Origin of the sequence: Uliginosibacterium sp. 31-16 (genome assembly GCF_030730865.1) — a bacterium.
Taxonomy (GTDB): Bacteria; Pseudomonadota; Gammaproteobacteria; order Burkholderiales; family Rhodocyclaceae; genus Uliginosibacterium.
Genome location: NZ_JAVALZ010000001.1, coordinates 978,677 through 995,163, shown reverse-complemented (window position 1 = coordinate 995,163; position 16,487 = coordinate 978,677). Strand labels below are relative to the sequence as shown.

13 protein-coding genes and 1 riboswitch are annotated in these 16,487 nt (G+C 62.5%); of the genes, 7 read left to right on the top strand and 6 right to left on the bottom strand.

The annotated features are described in order from the left end of the window. Positions 1-102: 102 nt before the first annotated feature. The 4 genes from Q9Q94_RS04645 to Q9Q94_RS04630 all read left to right on the top strand — a co-directional run bounded on the left by Q9Q94_RS04645 (position 103) and on the right by Q9Q94_RS04630 (position 5,761). The gene (locus tag Q9Q94_RS04645; RefSeq protein WP_305978850.1) at positions 103-2,310 is read left to right on the top strand and encodes an OsmC domain/YcaO domain-containing protein; all 2,208 of its coding nucleotides are present in this window, start codon (positions 103-105) and stop codon (positions 2,308-2,310) included. Between the two features lie 265 nt (positions 2,311-2,575). Continuing rightward, positions 2,576-3,664: an alpha/beta hydrolase gene (locus Q9Q94_RS04640; protein WP_305978849.1), complete on the top strand. Its 1,089-nt coding sequence runs from the start codon at positions 2,576-2,578 to the stop codon at positions 3,662-3,664. A gap of 728 nt (positions 3,665-4,392) precedes the next feature. Next, complete coding sequence (locus tag Q9Q94_RS04635) at positions 4,393-4,734, top strand: hypothetical protein (RefSeq protein WP_305978848.1); 342 nt, start codon at positions 4,393-4,395, stop codon at positions 4,732-4,734. Between the two features lie 430 nt (positions 4,735-5,164). Next, positions 5,165-5,761, top strand: coding sequence for a hypothetical protein (locus Q9Q94_RS04630; RefSeq protein WP_305978847.1), 597 nt, complete (start codon positions 5,165-5,167; stop codon positions 5,759-5,761). A gap of 124 nt (positions 5,762-5,885) precedes the next feature. Here Q9Q94_RS04630 and Q9Q94_RS04625 read toward each other — a convergent pair whose 3' ends face one another. The 4 genes from Q9Q94_RS04625 to Q9Q94_RS04610 form a co-directional block, all read right to left on the bottom strand. Continuing rightward, entirely contained in the window at positions 5,886-7,109 is a 1,224-nt protein-coding gene (locus Q9Q94_RS04625; protein WP_305978846.1) for a ribonucleotide-diphosphate reductase subunit beta, read from the bottom strand. Further along, the gene (locus Q9Q94_RS04620) at positions 7,106-9,910 is read right to left on the bottom strand and encodes a ribonucleoside-diphosphate reductase subunit alpha (RefSeq protein WP_305978845.1); all 2,805 of its coding nucleotides are present in this window, start codon (positions 9,908-9,910) and stop codon (positions 7,106-7,108) included. The genes Q9Q94_RS04625 and Q9Q94_RS04620 overlap by 4 nt, the downstream gene beginning before the upstream one ends. A 116-nt stretch (positions 9,911-10,026) precedes the next feature. Continuing rightward, a riboswitch (cobalamin riboswitch) is annotated at positions 10,027-10,251 on the bottom strand. A gap of 83 nt (positions 10,252-10,334) precedes the next feature. Further along, entirely contained in the window at positions 10,335-10,922 is a 588-nt protein-coding gene (locus tag Q9Q94_RS04615; protein ID WP_305978844.1) for an SCP2 domain-containing protein, read from the bottom strand. A gap of 143 nt (positions 10,923-11,065) precedes the next feature. Next, positions 11,066-11,926 (bottom strand): Tim44 domain-containing protein, encoded by an 861-nt coding sequence (locus Q9Q94_RS04610; protein WP_305978843.1) that lies wholly within the window; start codon positions 11,924-11,926, stop codon positions 11,066-11,068. Between the two features lie 273 nt (positions 11,927-12,199). Between Q9Q94_RS04610 and Q9Q94_RS04605 the strand changes: the two genes are divergently transcribed. Both Q9Q94_RS04605 and Q9Q94_RS04600 read left to right on the top strand, forming a co-directional pair. After that, positions 12,200-12,676 (top strand): hypothetical protein, encoded by a 477-nt coding sequence (locus Q9Q94_RS04605; RefSeq protein ID WP_305978842.1) that lies wholly within the window; start codon positions 12,200-12,202, stop codon positions 12,674-12,676. A gap of 188 nt (positions 12,677-12,864) precedes the next feature. After that, entirely contained in the window at positions 12,865-14,163 is a 1,299-nt protein-coding gene (locus tag Q9Q94_RS04600) for an MFS transporter (protein WP_305978841.1), read from the top strand. Between the two features lie 146 nt (positions 14,164-14,309). Here Q9Q94_RS04600 and ubiE read toward each other — a convergent pair whose 3' ends face one another. Continuing rightward, positions 14,310-15,047, bottom strand: a complete 738-nt coding sequence (ubiE, locus tag Q9Q94_RS04595; RefSeq protein WP_305978840.1) for a bifunctional demethylmenaquinone methyltransferase/2-methoxy-6-polyprenyl-1,4-benzoquinol methylase UbiE — start codon at positions 15,045-15,047, stop codon at positions 14,310-14,312. Positions 15,048-15,061: 14 nt separating this feature from the next. Beyond that, positions 15,062-15,496: a DUF971 domain-containing protein gene (locus tag Q9Q94_RS04590; RefSeq protein ID WP_305978839.1), complete on the bottom strand. Its 435-nt coding sequence runs from the start codon at positions 15,494-15,496 to the stop codon at positions 15,062-15,064. Between the two features lie 281 nt (positions 15,497-15,777). Between Q9Q94_RS04590 and phoB the strand changes: the two genes are divergently transcribed. Beyond that, on the top strand, positions 15,778-16,485 hold the full coding sequence (phoB, locus tag Q9Q94_RS04585) for a phosphate regulon transcriptional regulator PhoB (RefSeq protein WP_305978838.1): 708 nt from the start codon (positions 15,778-15,780) through the stop codon (positions 16,483-16,485). The last annotated feature ends 2 nt before the right edge of the window (positions 16,486-16,487 follow it).

Below are 16,487 nucleotides of genomic sequence, written 5' to 3'. Positions count from 1 at the left end.
CCAGTCACGGAAAGCCGGAACGTTCAGAAGTACGGTTTTTCTCCGGGGAAAGCCTGACAATAGCGGCCAATCTGTTTTTGAACGTTATTGCGGAATTCCCACATGGAAATCAAGGTCAATTTTCTCGACAAGCTTCGTCTCGAGGCGAAGTTTGACGACTTCACGGTCATCGCCGATCAGCCCATCCGCTACAAGGGTGACGGCTCGGCACCGGGCCCCTTCGATTACTTTCTGGCCTCATCGGCCCTGTGTGCGGCTTACTTCGTGAAGCTGTACTGCGACACGCGCAATATCTCCACCGAGAACATCCGTCTGTCGCACAACAACATGGTCGACCCGCACGACCGTTACAAGCAGATCTTCAAGATCCAGATCGAGCTGCCGGCGGATCTCTCCGCCAAGGACCGGCAGGGCATTCTCCGTTCCATCGAGCGTTGCACGGTGAAACGGGTGGTGCAGACCGGGCCCGACTTCGTGATCGAGGAGGTGGAGAATCTCGACGCCGATGCGCAGGCGCTGTTGCTGCCGAATCTGGCCTCTGACTCAAGTACCCGGATCCTCGGAAAGGATCTGCCGCTGGAGGAGACCATCGCCAACATGTCGGGTGTGCTGGCGAAGCTGGGCATGAAGATCGAGATCGCCTCCTGGCGTAATATCGTGCCCAACGTCTGGTCATTGCATATCCGCGACGCGCACTCGCCGATGTGCTTCACCAATGGCAAGGGTGCGAGCAAGGAAAGTGCGCTGGCGTCGGCGCTGGGCGAATTCATCGAGCGGATGAACTGCAATCACTTCTACAACGATCAGTTCTGGGGCGAGGAGATCGCCAACGCGCCCTTCGTGCATTACCCGGACGAGCGCTGGTTCAAGCCGGGGCGCCGCGATGCGCTGCCGAAAGGCATGCTGGATGACTACTGCCTCGCGATCTACAACGCTGATGGCGAACTGCGTGGCTCGCATCTTTACGACACCAACTCCGGCAATATCGAGCGCGGCATCTGCGCGCTGCCGTATGTGCGCCAGTCGGACGGCGAAGTGGTGTACTTCCCGACCAACCTGATCGACAACCTGTTCCTCAGCAATGGCATGAGCGCCGGCAATACGCTGGCCGAAGCGCAGGTGCAATGCCTGTCGGAAATTTTCGAGCGCGCCGTGAAACGCGAAATCCTTGAAGGCGAGATCGCCCTGCCGGATGTGCCGCAGGAGGTGCTGGCAAAATATCCCGGTATCCTGGCCGGCATTCAGGGGCTGGAAGAGCAGGGTTTCCCGGTGCTGGTGAAGGATGCCTCGCTGGGCGGGGTGTTCCCGGTGATGTGCGTGACCCTGATGAACCCGCGCACCGGCGGCGTCTTCGCATCCTTCGGCGCCCACCCGAGCTTCGAAGTGGCGCTGGAGCGCAGCCTGACGGAATTGCTGCAGGGGCGCAGCTTCGAGGGTCTGAACGATCTGCCGCGGCCCACCTTCGAGAGCAACGCGGTGACCGAGCCGAACAACTTCGTCGAGCACTTCATCGACTCCAGCGGCGTGGTGTCCTGGCGTTTCTTCAGCGCCAGGACGGATCATGCATTCGTCGAATGGGATTTCTCCGGCAAAGGTGAAAACTCCAATGCCGAGGAGGCCGCGACCCTGTTCGGCATCCTCGAAGGCATGGGCAAGGAAGTGTACATGGCCGTGTATGACCAGCTCGGCGCCACCGCCTGCCGCATCCTGGTGCCGGGTTACTCGGAAATCTATCCGCTGGAGGATCTGATCTGGGACAACACCAACAAGGCGCTGGCCTTCCGTGAAGACATCCTGAACCTGCACCGCCTCGACGATGCCGCGCTCGAAGCCCTGCTGGAGCGGCTGGAAGACAGCGAGCTGGATAATTACACCGACATCATCAGCCTGATCGGCGTCGAATTCGACGAAAACACCGACTGGGGCCAGCTCACGATTCTGGAATTGAAGCTGCTGATCCAGCTTGCCTTGCGGCAGTTTGAAGAGGCCAAGGAATTGGTGGAAGCCTGGTTGCAGTACAACGAAAACACCGTCGAACGCGGCTTGTTCTACCAAGCCCTGAATGTGGTGCTGGAGGTGCTGCTGGACGACGAGCTGGAACTGGCCGATTACGAAGCCAGCTTCCGCCGCATGTTCGGCAACCCGCGCATGGATGCGGCAATGGGCTCGGTGGACGGCAGCGTACGCTTCTTCGGTTTGACGCCAACGAGCATGAAACTCGAAGGGCTCGACCGGCACCAGCGCCTGATCGACAGCTACAGGAAACTCCACGCGGCGCGAGCCAGGGTGGCGGCTGCATCCGGCGATTGATCCGGTCTGAGAAAACCGCGTCTCGCGAGTTCAGCAAGCTCTGCTGAACTCGCTGGCCCGCCGAGGCCACTACACGAATGACATGCGTAGCACACGCCATGTGTTTGCGTGGCGCCGCAGGATCAGGCAAGAAATCCGCTGGACCGTGATACCGGCAAGCCCGCGTGGCTGCCTAGACTTTCTCCATGCTTTCAGCGCCCCAGACGCCGCAATCCAGCCGGCGCGGCGCCGGGCATGCACGCCCCCGATCACGGAGAAATTGCCCATGAACACCCTGATTTCACGCAAGAAATTCCTGCAGAGCGCCGCCCTGGCTTGCGCGGCCCTGTTCGTCAGCGTCCCGCCGGCGCTTGCTCAGGGCACTCCCGTTGTCAAACAGGAGAACGCCATGAAACTTACGCAGGAATGGGACAAGACCTTCCCGAAGAGCAGCAAGGTCGATCATCAGAAAGTCACTTTCAGGAACCGCTACGGCATCACGCTGGCGGCTGACCTCTACCTGCCCAGAGATCGCGGCAACAAGCCACTGCCCGCACTGGCGGTGGGCGGCCCGTTCGGCGCGGTGAAGGAGCAGTCTTCCGGCCTGTACGCGCAGACCCTGGCCGAGCGCGGCTTTGCCACGCTGGCCTTCGATGCCTCCTACACCGGCGAGAGCGGCGGTGAGCCGCGCAATGTCGCCTCACCCGACATCAACACCGAAGACTTCAGTGCTGCCGTGGACTTCCTCGGGCTGCATGCGGCGGTGGATCGTGAGCGCATCGGCATCATCGGAATTTGTGGCTGGGGTGGCATGGCTTTGAATGCCACGGCGGTGGACAAGCGCATCAAGGCGGTCGTCACCAGCACCATGTACGACATGACCCGTGTGATGTCCAGAGGCTACAACGACAGCATGACGCTCGAACAGCGCACGCAAGCGCTGGAGCAGATGAGCCGCCAGCGCTGGGTGGATGCCGAAAAAGGCAGCCCCGCTTACCAGCCGGCGTACAACAGCAAGCCGGCCAGCGGCGCAGCGCAGTTCATGGTTGATTACTACGACTACTACGGCACGCCGCGTGGCTACCACCCGCGCGCGGTCAACTCCGGCAACGCCTGGACCCAGACCACGCCCCTGTCTTTCATGAACATGCCGATCCTTAGCTACATCAAGGAAATCTCGCCGCGCCCCATTCTCTTCATCCACGGGGAGAACGCTCACTCGCGCTACTTCAGCGAAACCGCCTACGCGGCCGCCGCCGAGCCGAAGGAACTGCTGATCGTCAAGGGCGCCAGTCACGTCGATCTGTATGACAACAAGGCCGGCAAGATCCCTTTCGATGCGATTGCCGACTTCTTCGGCAAGAACCTGAAGTAATTTTCGGCAGTTGAGCCTCTACCCTTTCCAGCACGAAAGGGTGGAGGCTCTGTGCTGTCCCACTCTGCTTTCGAATCAAGACTTGCCTCTCAAGTAACGGAAACGCAAATCTGGAACACCTGCTTGAAGAGCCTCTATGGGCGTGCATCTCCAGACAGGCATGCCGAAAATCAAGAAGGGTGGCTGATCTTCAAGCATGTATGCTGGAGAGCAAGGACAGGCGCGGCTATTCAGGCAAGGCGGCTTACGACCTGTGGGAGCGACGCCCTCACTCACGCGGACGTGGGAGGCTCTTGGGTCTGTTTCCTCGACACTGGACAGGCTCGTTACTTCCAGAACGCCGCGCCCGGGCTTCGAATGCTGAAGAGCCGCGCCCAGCAAGCTTCTTCACGCATATTGCCCGCACAGGCAGGCTCCGCGCGGCTCTACAGGCAGACCATCGCAGGGGCACAGACGATGCCGCCATGATTCCTGCGGCTTTAAACCGCTCAGACGCGGGCCGCGCCGGACGGTTTGAGTCCCGTCCGGCAATTTGGCATACGGCGCAGTTCGCCTCGCTCAGTGCGCCCTGCTGTGTGCTGCACATTGAAACTTCAGCAGTCTCCCCCATATCAGGATAATGGGCGCTCGTCCGGCCGTCTGGCCGGGGAATCTTTTTGCGGATTCGCGCTCTGACGCTTCACTCCCTTCACACGCGGCCGGCACGCTGGCCACAAGGATCATCCGCCATGGTTTCACCCATTTTCATCCGCATCCCTTCCTCGCGCCCGCACACCCCGACCGGTTTCCTGGCACGGCTGCTCGCCGGGGTTTTCACGCTGGCGGCCGTCGTGGCCTTGCTGATGTTCTCGGTGGTGGCCGTGGGCGTGCTGCTGGTCGGGGGTGCCGTGTTCCTCGGCTATTTCTGGTGGAAGACGCGTGCGCTGCGTCGCGCCCTGCGCGAACAGCCCTCGATGCAGCAGGCACCCTTCGCCACGCGCAGCCCGGCGGCGAACGACGACGGCATGGTGATCGAAGGCGAGAGCATTCGCGAAGTACCTGAGCATGAGACAGGCGCGCCGCGCCCGTGACGGCAGAACGTAGGGTGCGCATCGCGCACCATTCCAAAATCCCGAGATTCCGGCGGCTAATTGGATCGTGTGTGAAGCTATGAACGTGGGTTCCGCGTGCGCGGTGCGCACCCTACAAGGCTGAGCGCCCCTATAGGCTCAGGAAGCTCCCGTTGATGCCGCACAAAGCCTCCATTTCCCTGAACAACCGTCATGCGGATAACATGGAAGGCAAGTGTCGGCCGGGAGCGGATGGTCGAGCCTGCCGCTCAAGAGCCGTCTTTCGCGTGTGCTGCTTTTTCTGCCACCAACTTAGTAAGCCAATAGATGTAGAAATGTATCGCGGAGACGTTGACACTGAGCCGATCTCCATGAATTTACACCCGGTAGGTTATGCAGAAAACTGGCAAGTTGGGGCGCAATATTGCTGTTCAAATCGAACGTTGGCGTCATGAACACCACTACTGAAGCACTCGCTGACGTCGATTACGCATTTCGGCATCTTGAATTTGCTATCCGTCTCATGTGCTACTGCGAGTTGGGCCATCTCGACTTGCACTGCCTAGACACCGACCTAGCAATCTTGTTCGAGCGAGAAAATGTGGGCTTTCCGTCGGGTACATTTGCAACGATTGAAGCAGTTGTCCCCGCATCGCAAGCATTGGTCGGTATGGCTTTTGGCACGTCGGCAATGGTCCTCGATGCCGCTTTCGACGTGGCCAATCTGAAACGTAAACCCCAGTCACGGCAACCCAACGACGAATTACGAACGCTTGTCTATATGGTTCGCTGTGCGTTCGCACACAATCCAGCCCTACCTCTATGGGAGGCGCGTGGAAAGGAGCATGCCCGACTGCTCTCACTTTCCGCAGCCGGCGTACCTCTCTCCCTTGATCTCGCTGCTCTTCATGGCCGTCCGTTCGAATACGACCATATTGGTGGGTTCGCTATGTGGCTTCGAATTCGGTCTGCGTCCGAGGCAGTGATTCGCGACGCCCAACCCACCATTCCACCGGATCTGTCGCGGCAAGCCTTGCCAGGCCGGTGAGTTCATACGTTAAAACGTCCGCTTCCGATAACTCCTACCCTCACCTTAGGGTCGAAAGTCGCCGCAGCAAAAAAAAGGCCTCGCATCGCGCGAGGCCTTTTTCATTCAAACACGCTGCAAAAACTCAATCCCAACTCAGCGCGCCACCGGTCTGATATTCCGTCACGCGCGTTTCGAAGAAGTTCTTCTCCTTGCGCATGTTGGCCTGCTCGTCCAGCCAGGGCAGGACGTTCTCGGCACCCGGGAAGGGTTCGGCGAGGCCGATCTGGCGGGCGCGGCGGTTGGCGATGAAACGGAACTGGGCGCTGTGCAGCTCGGAGTTGTAGCCGAGGATGGGTTCGCGCAGGATGTATTTTGCATACGCTGATTCGGCGGCCTCGGCTTCTTCCCACAGCTTTTTGACCTGCACCGGGTCGAGCGTGAGGTTCTCTTCCTTGAGCAGCTCGCGCACCACGCGGATGCCGAAGGCGCAGTGCAGTACTTCGTCACGCATGATGTACTGCAGCTGCTCGGCCGTGCCCTTCATGAGGCCGCGGCGCTGCAGGGCGAAGATCGGCGTGAAGCCGTTGTAGAACCAGCAGCCTTCGAAGATGCCGGCGAAGAACATGTAGGAGAGCGCGAATTCGTGCAGGTTGTCGCGGTCGCGCAGGTCGAAGTCCGAGCGCATTACGCGCTCCAGCCTGCGATTGGCCAACGCGATCTTGCCGTGAATGGCGGGCACCACGCGGTAGCGGTTGTAGATCTCCTGCTGGTCGATGCCCAGGGTCTCGATGCAGTGCTGGTAGGTCCAGGTGTGCAGGGCTTCTTCATAGACCTGACGGGCCTGGTAGATCTGCAGCTCGGGTGCGCTCATCTTTTCCATCACCGCCAGGCCGATGTTGCGCATGGCGAGGATGTCAGAGGTGGTCAGGTAGGCCAGCACGTTTTCAAACACATGGCGCTCGGCGGGCGTGAGCTTGTGGTTGTAGTCGTGCACGTCCTGCGCCATCGAGACTTCCAGCGGCGTCCAGTGGTTCTTGTTGGCGTTGAGGAAGAACTCCCAGGCCCAGGGGTATTTGAAGGGCGCGAGCTGGTTGATGTCCGCCTGGCCGTTGACGATGCGTTTGTCCTGCGCGTTCACCGGCGCCAGCGAGGCACCGGCGGTGGCGGCGCTCAATGTGCTGGCAAAGCCGCCTGCGCCGGAAGCCGCGGCTGGCGAGGCGATTGGCGTGGCATGCTCGGAGACCCGCGCGGCACGGACTTCTTCATTGCCGATGCTTGCAGAGGCAAGCGGAGCGCGGCTCTGCGGCAATGAGGTAGCCGGCGTCGCGGGGCTGTCCCAGTCGTCGAAATTGAGGTTGGTACTCATTGGCAAGACTCGCAATCCGGGTTGTCGATGGAGCAGAACTTCGGCGCAGCTTCGGCGACCGGTGCGCTGGTTTTCTCCATGGCAGTGGCGCCGAGGGTGCGCAGGTAGTAAGTGGTCTTCAGGCCACGCAGCCAGGCGAGCTTGTAGGTTTCGTCGAGCTTCTTGCCGGACGGGGCGGCGAGGAAGAGGTTCAGGGATTGCGCCTGATCGATCCATTTCTGACGCCGTGAGGCGGCTTCAATCAGCCAGCTCGGGTCGATCTCGAACGAGGTGGCGTAGCAGGCCTTGATATGTGCCGGGATGCGGTCGATCTGGGCCAGCGAGCCGTCGAAATACTTGAGATCCGCGATCATCACTTCGTCCCACAGGCCCAGCGCCTTCAGGTCGTGCACCAGATCGGCATTGACCACGGTGAACTCGCCGGAGAGGTTGGATTTCACGTAGAGGTTCTGATAATCCGGCTCGATGCAGGCCGAAACGCCGATGATGTTGGAGATCGTCGCCGTCGGCGCAATCGCCACGCAGTTGGAATTGCGCATGCCGTGTTTCTGGATGCGGGCCCGCAGGGCGTCCCAGTCCAGCGTGCTGCTGCGATCCACTTCCAGATAGCCGCCGCGCGCTTCTTCGAGCAGGCGCAGCGAATCCAGCGGCAGAATGCCCTGATCCCACAGGCTGCCACGGTAGCTGGAATACACGCCACGCTCTTCGGCCAAGGCGCTGGAGGCGGCATAGGCCTGATAGCAGACGGCTTCCATCGAGCGGTCGGCAAACTCGACGGCTTCCATCGAGGCGAAGGCCAGACCCATGCGGTGCAGGCAGTCGCCATAACCCATGATCCCGAGGCCCACCGGGCGGTGGCGCAGGTTGGAGTTGCGCGCTTTCGGCGTGGCGTAGAAATTGATGTCGACCACGTTGTCGAGCATGCGCATGGCGGTGCGGATGGTGCGGGCCAGCTTGGGCTGATCGATGATCCATGCGCCATCCACCTGTACCAGATGCGCCGGCAGGTTCACCGAGCCGAGGTTGCACACGGCGGTTTCGGTGTCGGAGGTGTTCAGGGTGATTTCGGTGCACAGATTGGAGCTATGCACGACGCCGGCATGTTGCTGAGGCGAACGCAGGTTGCAGGCATCCTTGAAAGTGACCCACGGGTGGCCGGTCTCGAACAGCATGGTGAGCATCTTGCGCCACAGTTGAACGGCGGGAATGCGCTTGTGGAGCTTGAGTTCGCCACGATCCGCCTTGGCTTCGTAGGCGACGTAGGCCATCTCGAAAGCCTTGCCGAATTTCTCGTGCAGATCCGGCGTGTCGTTCGGTGAGAACAGGGTCCACTCGCCGCCTTCCATCACGCGGCGCATGAACAGATCCGGAATCCAGTTCGCGGTGTTCATGTCGTGGGTGCGACGGCGCTCGTCGCCAGTGTTCTTGCGCAGCTCGAGGAACTCCTCGATGTCGAGGTGCCAGCTTTCCAGATAGGCGCACACCGCGCCCTTGCGCTTGCCGCCCTGATTCACCGCCAGCGCCGTGTCATTCACCACCTTCAGGAAGGGGATCACGCCCTGGCTCTTGCCATTGGTGCCCTTGATGCGCGCACCCAGCGAGCGCACCGGGGTCCAGTCGTTGCCCAGGCCGCCGGCATATTTCTGCAGCAGCGCGTTTTCCTTCACGGCCTGATAGATGCCTTCCAGATCGTCTTCCACCGTGGTCAGGTAGCAGGACGAGAGCTGCGAGTGGCGCGTGCCGCTGTTGAACAGGGTCGGCGTGCTGCTCATGAAATCGAAGCTCGAGAGCAGGTGGTAGAACTCGATGGCGCGATCTTCGCGGTCGATCTCGTTCAGCGCCAAGCCCATCGCCACACGCATGAAGAAGGTTTGCGGCAGCTCGATGCGCACGTCTTCGATGTGCAGGAAGTAGCGGTCATACAGCGTTTGCAGGCCGAGGTAGTCGAACTGCAGGTCGCGGTCGGCGGTGAGCGCGGCGGCCAGTTTTGCCAGGTCGTATTCCTTCATGCGCGCGTCGAGCAGTTCGGCTTCGACGCCGCGCTTGATCAGCTTGGGGAATACTTCGGCATAGCGCGTAGCCATGTCGGCGTGGTCCAGCTCTTCACCCAACACTTCAAGACGCAGGCTGCGCAGCAGCAGGCGCGCGGCGACCTTGGAGTAATCGGGTTCGCGTTCGATCAGGGTGCGCGCCGAGAGCACCAGCGACTGGCGCACGGCGGCCATCGGCACGCCGTCATACAGATTGTGCAGGGCGTGTTCCAGCACGCTGTCGGCAGACACATCGGTGAGGCCGGCGCAGGCTTCGCGGCATTGGGCGAGCAGGGCAGCGCGGTTCAGCGGCAGGCGGCGATCACCGTCCAGTACATGCAGCACCGGAGTGTCGGCGGCGAGTTCGGCCTCCACCGGCGCAGCGGCAGCGCGCTCGGCGGCGCGGCGCTCGCGGTACAGCACGTAGGCGCGGGCGACGTCGTGTTCGCCGGAGCGCATCAGCGCCAGCTCGACCTGATCCTGGATGTCTTCAATGTGCAGGGTGCCACCGCCGGGCAGACGGCGCGTGAAGGCCTGCACCACCGAATCGGTCAGGCGGGCGATCAGGTCGCGCTGGCGCGCGGACACTGCGCCCTGGCTGCCTTCGACGGCAAGGAAGGCCTTGCCCAGCGCGGTGGCGATCTTGTCCGGCGTGAAGCGCACGACGGCGCCATTGCGGCGGATGACCTCGAAGGAGCTGGAGGCGTTGGCCAGATCGGCGGATTCGGGCGTGGACGGCAGGGCAGGCGTGACAAGGCTGTCGGCTAGCATGGCGGGCTCTCTCTCGTTGGTTTTTGTTCTGAGGAGAGGTACACCGGCCGGCTCACGGATGCCCTCTCATGCAAGGAAAGTGCATCCGTGACCCGCCCGAGGCACCCCGCCTCTGGCTGGAACTGTTCTTCGACGGCAGGTCTCCTGGCTGGCGGATCATTGTCGATACCGAACCTTCCCGGACTTGTGCTCGCCCAGTGGTCGAAGTGGTATCGGCTCATCGCCTTCAGTTGCGGGGGCAGCTCCGGATGGGGCGCATTGGCACCTTGCCGGATTCCCTTTTCACCCTTGCGATCTGCATCGGAACAGATCGCAATGGAACCGTCGCGGGGCAGACTCTAACCCGGCGGAGGCGGCACTGACAAGCAAAACAAGACCTGTATATAGGCGTGGTCTTGATGCTGGCTACTACCTATAGTTGTTTTCAGGCTTCTGGCTGCGCGCTGTTGCTCAGCTGGGCGACGCGTTTCTGCAGCGCTTCGATGCCTGCGCTGAGTTCGGCAAGGTCTTGCTGGAATGCGTCGTGCTCGGCCTGGCTGACGAGCACGCCGGCTTCGTCGCGGAGCAGGCTGAGGGTGGCGTCGCCAAGCTTCCTGCCGGCGTTCAGCGCGGTGCTGCCGACGCTATGAACGCCCTGAGCGACGCGGGTGGCGAGTACGTCGCCGAGTTGCGGGGCGAGCCAGGCGGCCAGATCGGGGCGCAGATGGCGCAGCAGCCGGGCCAGCGTTTCAGCGAACGCCGCGTTGCCTTCGATGTGGGCATGGCGGGTGAGGTTTTCCGGGCTGTCGAGCAACTCCGGCAGGGCTTCGACCGGCACCCGGATGCTCACGGTCTCGATGGCCTCTGCCGCCGCAGTGTGCAGACGGGCTTCCGCGGAGACGGTGAAACGCAGGCTGAATCCGCCGAGTTCCAGCACTGCCGTCTGGCCGGCGTGCGGGCGCAGCAGATCGCTGGCCCAGGTCTCGCTGGCGAGCAGGCGGTTGATGAAAAACAGGGGCAGATCAGAAAACATCAGGACTCCGGGGGGTACAAACAGAATGGCCGCCGGAGTTTAGCCCGGCGGCCATGGTACTGACAGTAAAAAACCGGGGCAGGGGTGGAAATCATTGCGGGCGGGGCAGCAATGACCCCGCGCCGCAGGTTTCACCCCGGCCTTCAGTTGTACTGCTGGATGCCCGCCAGCACCCAGCCGCGGTTGCCGTCAGTGGGTTTGGTCAGGTGCCACAGTTCGTTGAAGTCTTGCGGTGCGGCGCCTTCCTCTTCGCGCAGCTTGCCAGAGTAATGCACGCTGGCGATGTACTGGGCGTTCTCCTCGACCACTTCGACCACTTCGGCCTCCAGCATCACCACGTCGGTGCGCTGCTGCTTGCCGCCGCGCTCGTCGATACCCAGCTTGATCTCGGCGAAGATTTCCGGCGAAGTGAATTCGCGGATGTCGGCAAGGTTGCAGGCGTCGTTGGCGGCTTGCAGGCGGATGAAGTTCAGCTTGGCCTGACGGGTAAAGGTTTCCACATCAAAGCCGGCCGGAAAGCGGCTTGCAGCCTCATTCTGCGGGGCAGCACCACCGAAAGCGGCCTGCGGTGCGGCTTCGCGGGCATAGGCGTTGGGAACGCCCGCCATGGCTGGCTCTGCCGGCCGGTTGCCGGCAAGCAGCTTGCGAATCAGCATGAAGGCAACCAGACCGCCGATCACCAGCAGGATGATGCCGGCGAAATCGCCACCGATGCCGAAGTGCGACAGCATGGCGGCCAGACCGACCGCAGCGGCGATGCCGGCGAGCGGGCCGGCCCACTTGCGCCAGCCGCTCTGGGCCGGTGCAGCGGGGGTGTTGGGGGCTGTGGCCGGGCGCGCTGCCTGTTGTGGCGCGGCTGCTGGCGGCGTGGCCTGGCGCGGGGCGATGGAGCGTTGGGTGCCGATGGAGCGACCGCCACCGATGCGTGCCGCTTCGGCAGCATTGATGGTGAGCGTCAGGCTTGCGGTCAGGACAGCCACGGCAAGAATCAGTTTTTTCAGCATGTTTGTTGTTTCCTCACGTCGCGCAAATGCGCGGCAAGGGATTAGATGGTGCTGCCGGGGATTGGTTTCAATAGCTGGCAAAAAGTCTGCGCGGATGATCTGGATTAAGCGCGCGGTGGACTTGCCTTACAAAGCTGGACTATTGATATTTCTTGTCAGACAATCAATTCCATTGCTGCCAAGTTCTGGCGGCGCGAATTCGGGAAAAATCAAAGGGTGAAACCGCGCGAGTGCACGTCCCGCAGGGCGGCTATCTTCGCATTGAGTATGGTGGTGGGCAAAGCCTTGCTCACCGTGACCATGTTCGCCCAGTTGCCGGCCACGCATAGCAACCGCTACGCCCGCTCGGCCATTGCCTATGGCGGCAACGGCATTCTGGCGAGTCTGGAGCGCACATCCCTGCGCTCGCGTCCGACAGCGGACGATGCGGTTGCCGAGGCCGCCGCGGCCTCCAGGCCGGCGCGCAGCCAGGCCGCGGCGACACCCGCTCCCAAGCCTGCCTCCTCCGCCCGCAAGGGGCCGTCGCATCAGAGCGTGCTGCCCGACGAGCGCAGCGAAGACGATGCCGTGTTGCTGGCGATTCTGGCGTTCGCCGAGTCCAGCGAAGAGAAACCTGCGCTGGCCCATGCCACCCCGCTGGCCCGGGCTCCGCCACAGCTGCGGCATGTACAGCGATCCGCTTACGAATTCCATCCTCGCTCGCGTATCGGGCTATTCCTCGCCTGGGCGACGCCTCCGCCCGTGGCCTGATCACGTCGCCTCGCGCCGTGCGGATGCGCTCGTTCCCGAGTGTTCCGCGGTCGGCCTGCGCGGCCTGATCTTCTTGCACGCAAGACCTGCTGACCGCACGTCACGCTGTTCCGCCTTGTTCAGAGTTGTCTGACAAGCCGGCAGTCTGTCGCGTCCGGTTTCGTCAAGATTTTCGAGGAATACCAAACATGAATACTGCTGCTGCGGCCCTTGCCGCCAAGCCGGCCCGCACTGTGAGCCGCTATCGCTGGTCAATCTGTGCCTTGCTGTTTCTGGCCACGACGATCAATTACATGGATCGCCAGATCCTCGGCCTGCTCGCTCCGATGTTGCAGAAGGACATCGGCTGGACGCAGATGGAGTACAGCTGGATCGTCAACGCCTTCCAGTTTTCCTACGCCGTCGGCCTGCTCGGTTTTGGCTGGGTGATCGACAAGCTGGGAACCAAGCTGAGTTACAGCATCGCCATGCTGTTCTGGAGCGGCGCGGCCATGCTGCATGCCGCAGTGGGCTCGGTGGCCGGCTTTGCCGGGGCCCGTGCCCTGCTGGGGCTGGGTGAGGCGGGCAACTTCCCGTCGGCGATCAAGGCCACCGCCGAGTGGTTCCCCAAGGAAGAGCGGGCGCTGGCGACCGGCCTGTTCAATTCCGGCGCCAATATCGGGGCGGTGTTTGCGCCGGCCCTGATTCCGTGGATTGCGCTGAACTACGGCTGGCGCGGCGCCTTCATCATCATCGGCGCGCTGGGTCTGGTGTGGCTGCTGCCCTGGGCAAAATTCTTCGGCAAACCGGAAGCCATGGCGGCCGTGGATGCCGAGGAGCTGGCGCACATCCGTCAGGACAATACGGCAGAGGAAAACAGTGTGGTCCCGCCGACGGTGAAATGGACCAGCCTGCTCGGCCATCGCCAGACCTGGGCGTTTGCCATTGGCAAGTTCTGCACGGACCCGATCTGGTGGTTCTTCCTGTTCTGGTTGCCGAAGTGGCTGAACGAAACCCGCCAGATCGACCTCGCCCACATGGGCGCGCCCCTGGTGGCGGTGTATCTGTTTGCGACGGTCGGCAGTGTCGGCGGTGGCTGGATTTCCGGCGCATTGATGAAGACCGGCATGACCTCCAGCCGTGCCCGCAAGATGGCAATGTTCCTCTGCGCCTGCTGTGTGGTGCCGATCGCTTTCGCCACCGTGGTGCAAAGCCTGTGGGTGGCGGTGATTCTGGTTGGTCTGGCCGCGGCGGCTCACCAGGGCTGGTCGGCGAACATCTTCACGACCGCTTCGGACATGTTCCCGAAGCATGCGGTCGGTTCGGTCGTCGGCATCGGCGGCATGGCCGGTTCGCTGGGCGGGGTGCTGTTTTCAACCGTGATCGGTGTGGTGCTGGAGAGAACCGGCAACTACTGGGCCCTGTTCACCATCAGCGCCTGCGCGTATCTGGTTGCTTTCGTGATCTTCCACCTGCTCGCTCCGGGCATGAAGAAGGTCGAGCTGTAAACCCGGCCGGCCAGTCTGGCCGGTCATGATTGCTGTCTCCTCCCTTTGACCGTGGCCGGGCCTCCCGCCACGGTCTTTTTTCGTCGCGCGCGATCCGGGAGATGCCTGAAGAAGGCCGTCCGGTGCGGCTCTTCAGGCTGCTGGTGTTACAGCTTGTAGCCGCGATGCAGCGCCACTGCGCCTGCGGCGAGGTTGAAATACTCGACACGCTTGAGGCCGGCGGCCGTCAGCATGCCGGCGAGCGTGGGCTGGTTCGGGTGCATGCGGATCGATTCGGCGAGGTATTGATAGCTGGCCGCATCATTGGCGATCTTCTTGCCCAGCCAGGGCAGGACCTTGAAGGAGTACACGTCGTAGGCCTTGGCCAGCGGTTTCCAGATCTGCGAGAACTCCAGCACCAGCAGGCGGCCGCCGGGCTTGAGCACGCGGCGCATCTCGGCCAGCGCCATGTCCTTGTGGGTCATGTTGCGCAGGCCGAAGGCGACGGTGACCAGATCGAAATGATTGTCCGGGAACGGCAGCTTCTCGGCGTCACACTGCGCCACCGGCAGCAGGAGACCCTTGTCGAGGGTGCGGTCGCGGCCTACGTCGAGCATGGCGTAGTTGATGTCGGTGAGCCACACCTGGCCGCTCTTGCCGGCGCGCTTGGCGAAGGCCAGCGACAGGTCGGCGGTGCCGCCGGCTACGTCGAGCACGCGCTCGCCGGGGCGCACATTCGCCAGTTCGATGGTGAAGGCCTTCCAGACGCGGTGCATGCCGGCGGACATCAGGTCGTTCATCACGTCGTATTTCTGTGCGACGGAAGAGAACACGCCGCGCACGCGGCCGGCCTTCTCGCTTTCGGCAACCTGCTCAAAGCCGAAGTGGGTGGTCTTGTCGTTCATGTCCTGACTCTCGATCAATGTTTGCCGCAAGCCTTGGCGGCGGGCTTGGGTTGCAGGGCGGCAGGTACCGGTGCGGCCGGGTCGCGGCTGGCGCCGGCCTCTGCCAGACGCTGCAGGTAATTGCCCCACAGCACTTCGTGGCCGCAGGCCAGTTCGTAGAGGTAATCCCAGGAATACAGGCCGCTGTCGTGGCCGTCGGAGAACACCAGCTTGACCGCGTAATTGCCGACTTGCTGGATGTCGATGAGCTCGACATTCTGTTTGCCGATCTGCAGCACTTCCTGTCCGGCGCCGTGCCCGCGCACTTCGGCCGAAGGCGAGTACACCCGCAGCAGCTCGTGGCTCAGATTCGCGGTGACGCCATCCTCGAAACTGATTTCGAGGGTGCGCGCACGCTGATGCAGGGTCAGGGCGGTGGGAATGGGGGTGTCGCGATTCAGGCCAGACATGGTTCGGGTGCGGCGGATGCGGGAAGCGGTGATTATCCGTTAAAAGCGGGGCCGAGTAACGTGGGCAGAGAGTGCTGCGGGGCATGCCTGCCAAGCCGCGCCTGGCGGACTTCTCCAGACAGGCATGGCGGAGAGGCCGATCAGCAGCGGGTTTCACGGCAGGCACCCCGAAAAGCATGAACCGTGGCGAGTCTCCTGTTGTATTGCACAATGGTTACCTGTCACAAAAGCGTCACGCTGCGGCAATAGACTTGCGCCACTGACCTGAAGAGGGAAACGCCATGCCTGCCAATATCCTGCTTGTCGAAGACGAACCCGCGATCCAGGAGCTGATTGCGGCCAACCTGACGCGCGCCGGGCATACCGTGATGCGTGCGGGTGACGCCGAGACCGGCCAGCGCATCGTGCGCGAGGCCTTGCCGGATCTGGTGCTGCTGGACTGGATGCTGCCCGGCATGTCCGGCGTGGAGTTTGCCCGCCGCCTGCGCAGTGACGAACGCACCCGCGCCATCCCGATCATCATGCTGACCGCCCGTGGCGAGGAGCAGGACAAGGTGCTGGGGCTGGAGACCGGCGCCGACGATTACATCACCAAACCCTTCTCGCCGCGCGAGCTGGTGGCACGCATCAAGGCGGTGCTGCGCCGGCGGGCACCGCAGGTGACCGAAGACGCGGTCGAGCTGGGTGGCCTGCGTCTCGATCCGGCCACGCACCGCGTCACCGCGGCGGGCGAGCCGATCAATCTGGGGCCGACCGAATTTCGCCTGCTGCATTTCCTGATGACCCACGCAGAGCGGGTACACTCACGTTCGCAGCTGCTGGATCAGGTGTGGGGCGATCACGTCTTTGTCGAGGAGCGCACGGTGGACGTGCATATCCGGCGCCTGCGCAGTGCGCTGGAGCCGGGCCTGCATGATCGTCTGGTGCAGACGGTGCGGGGCAGTGGCTACCGCTTCTCGACCGAGATCGAAACCACGCCGGCCAACTGATT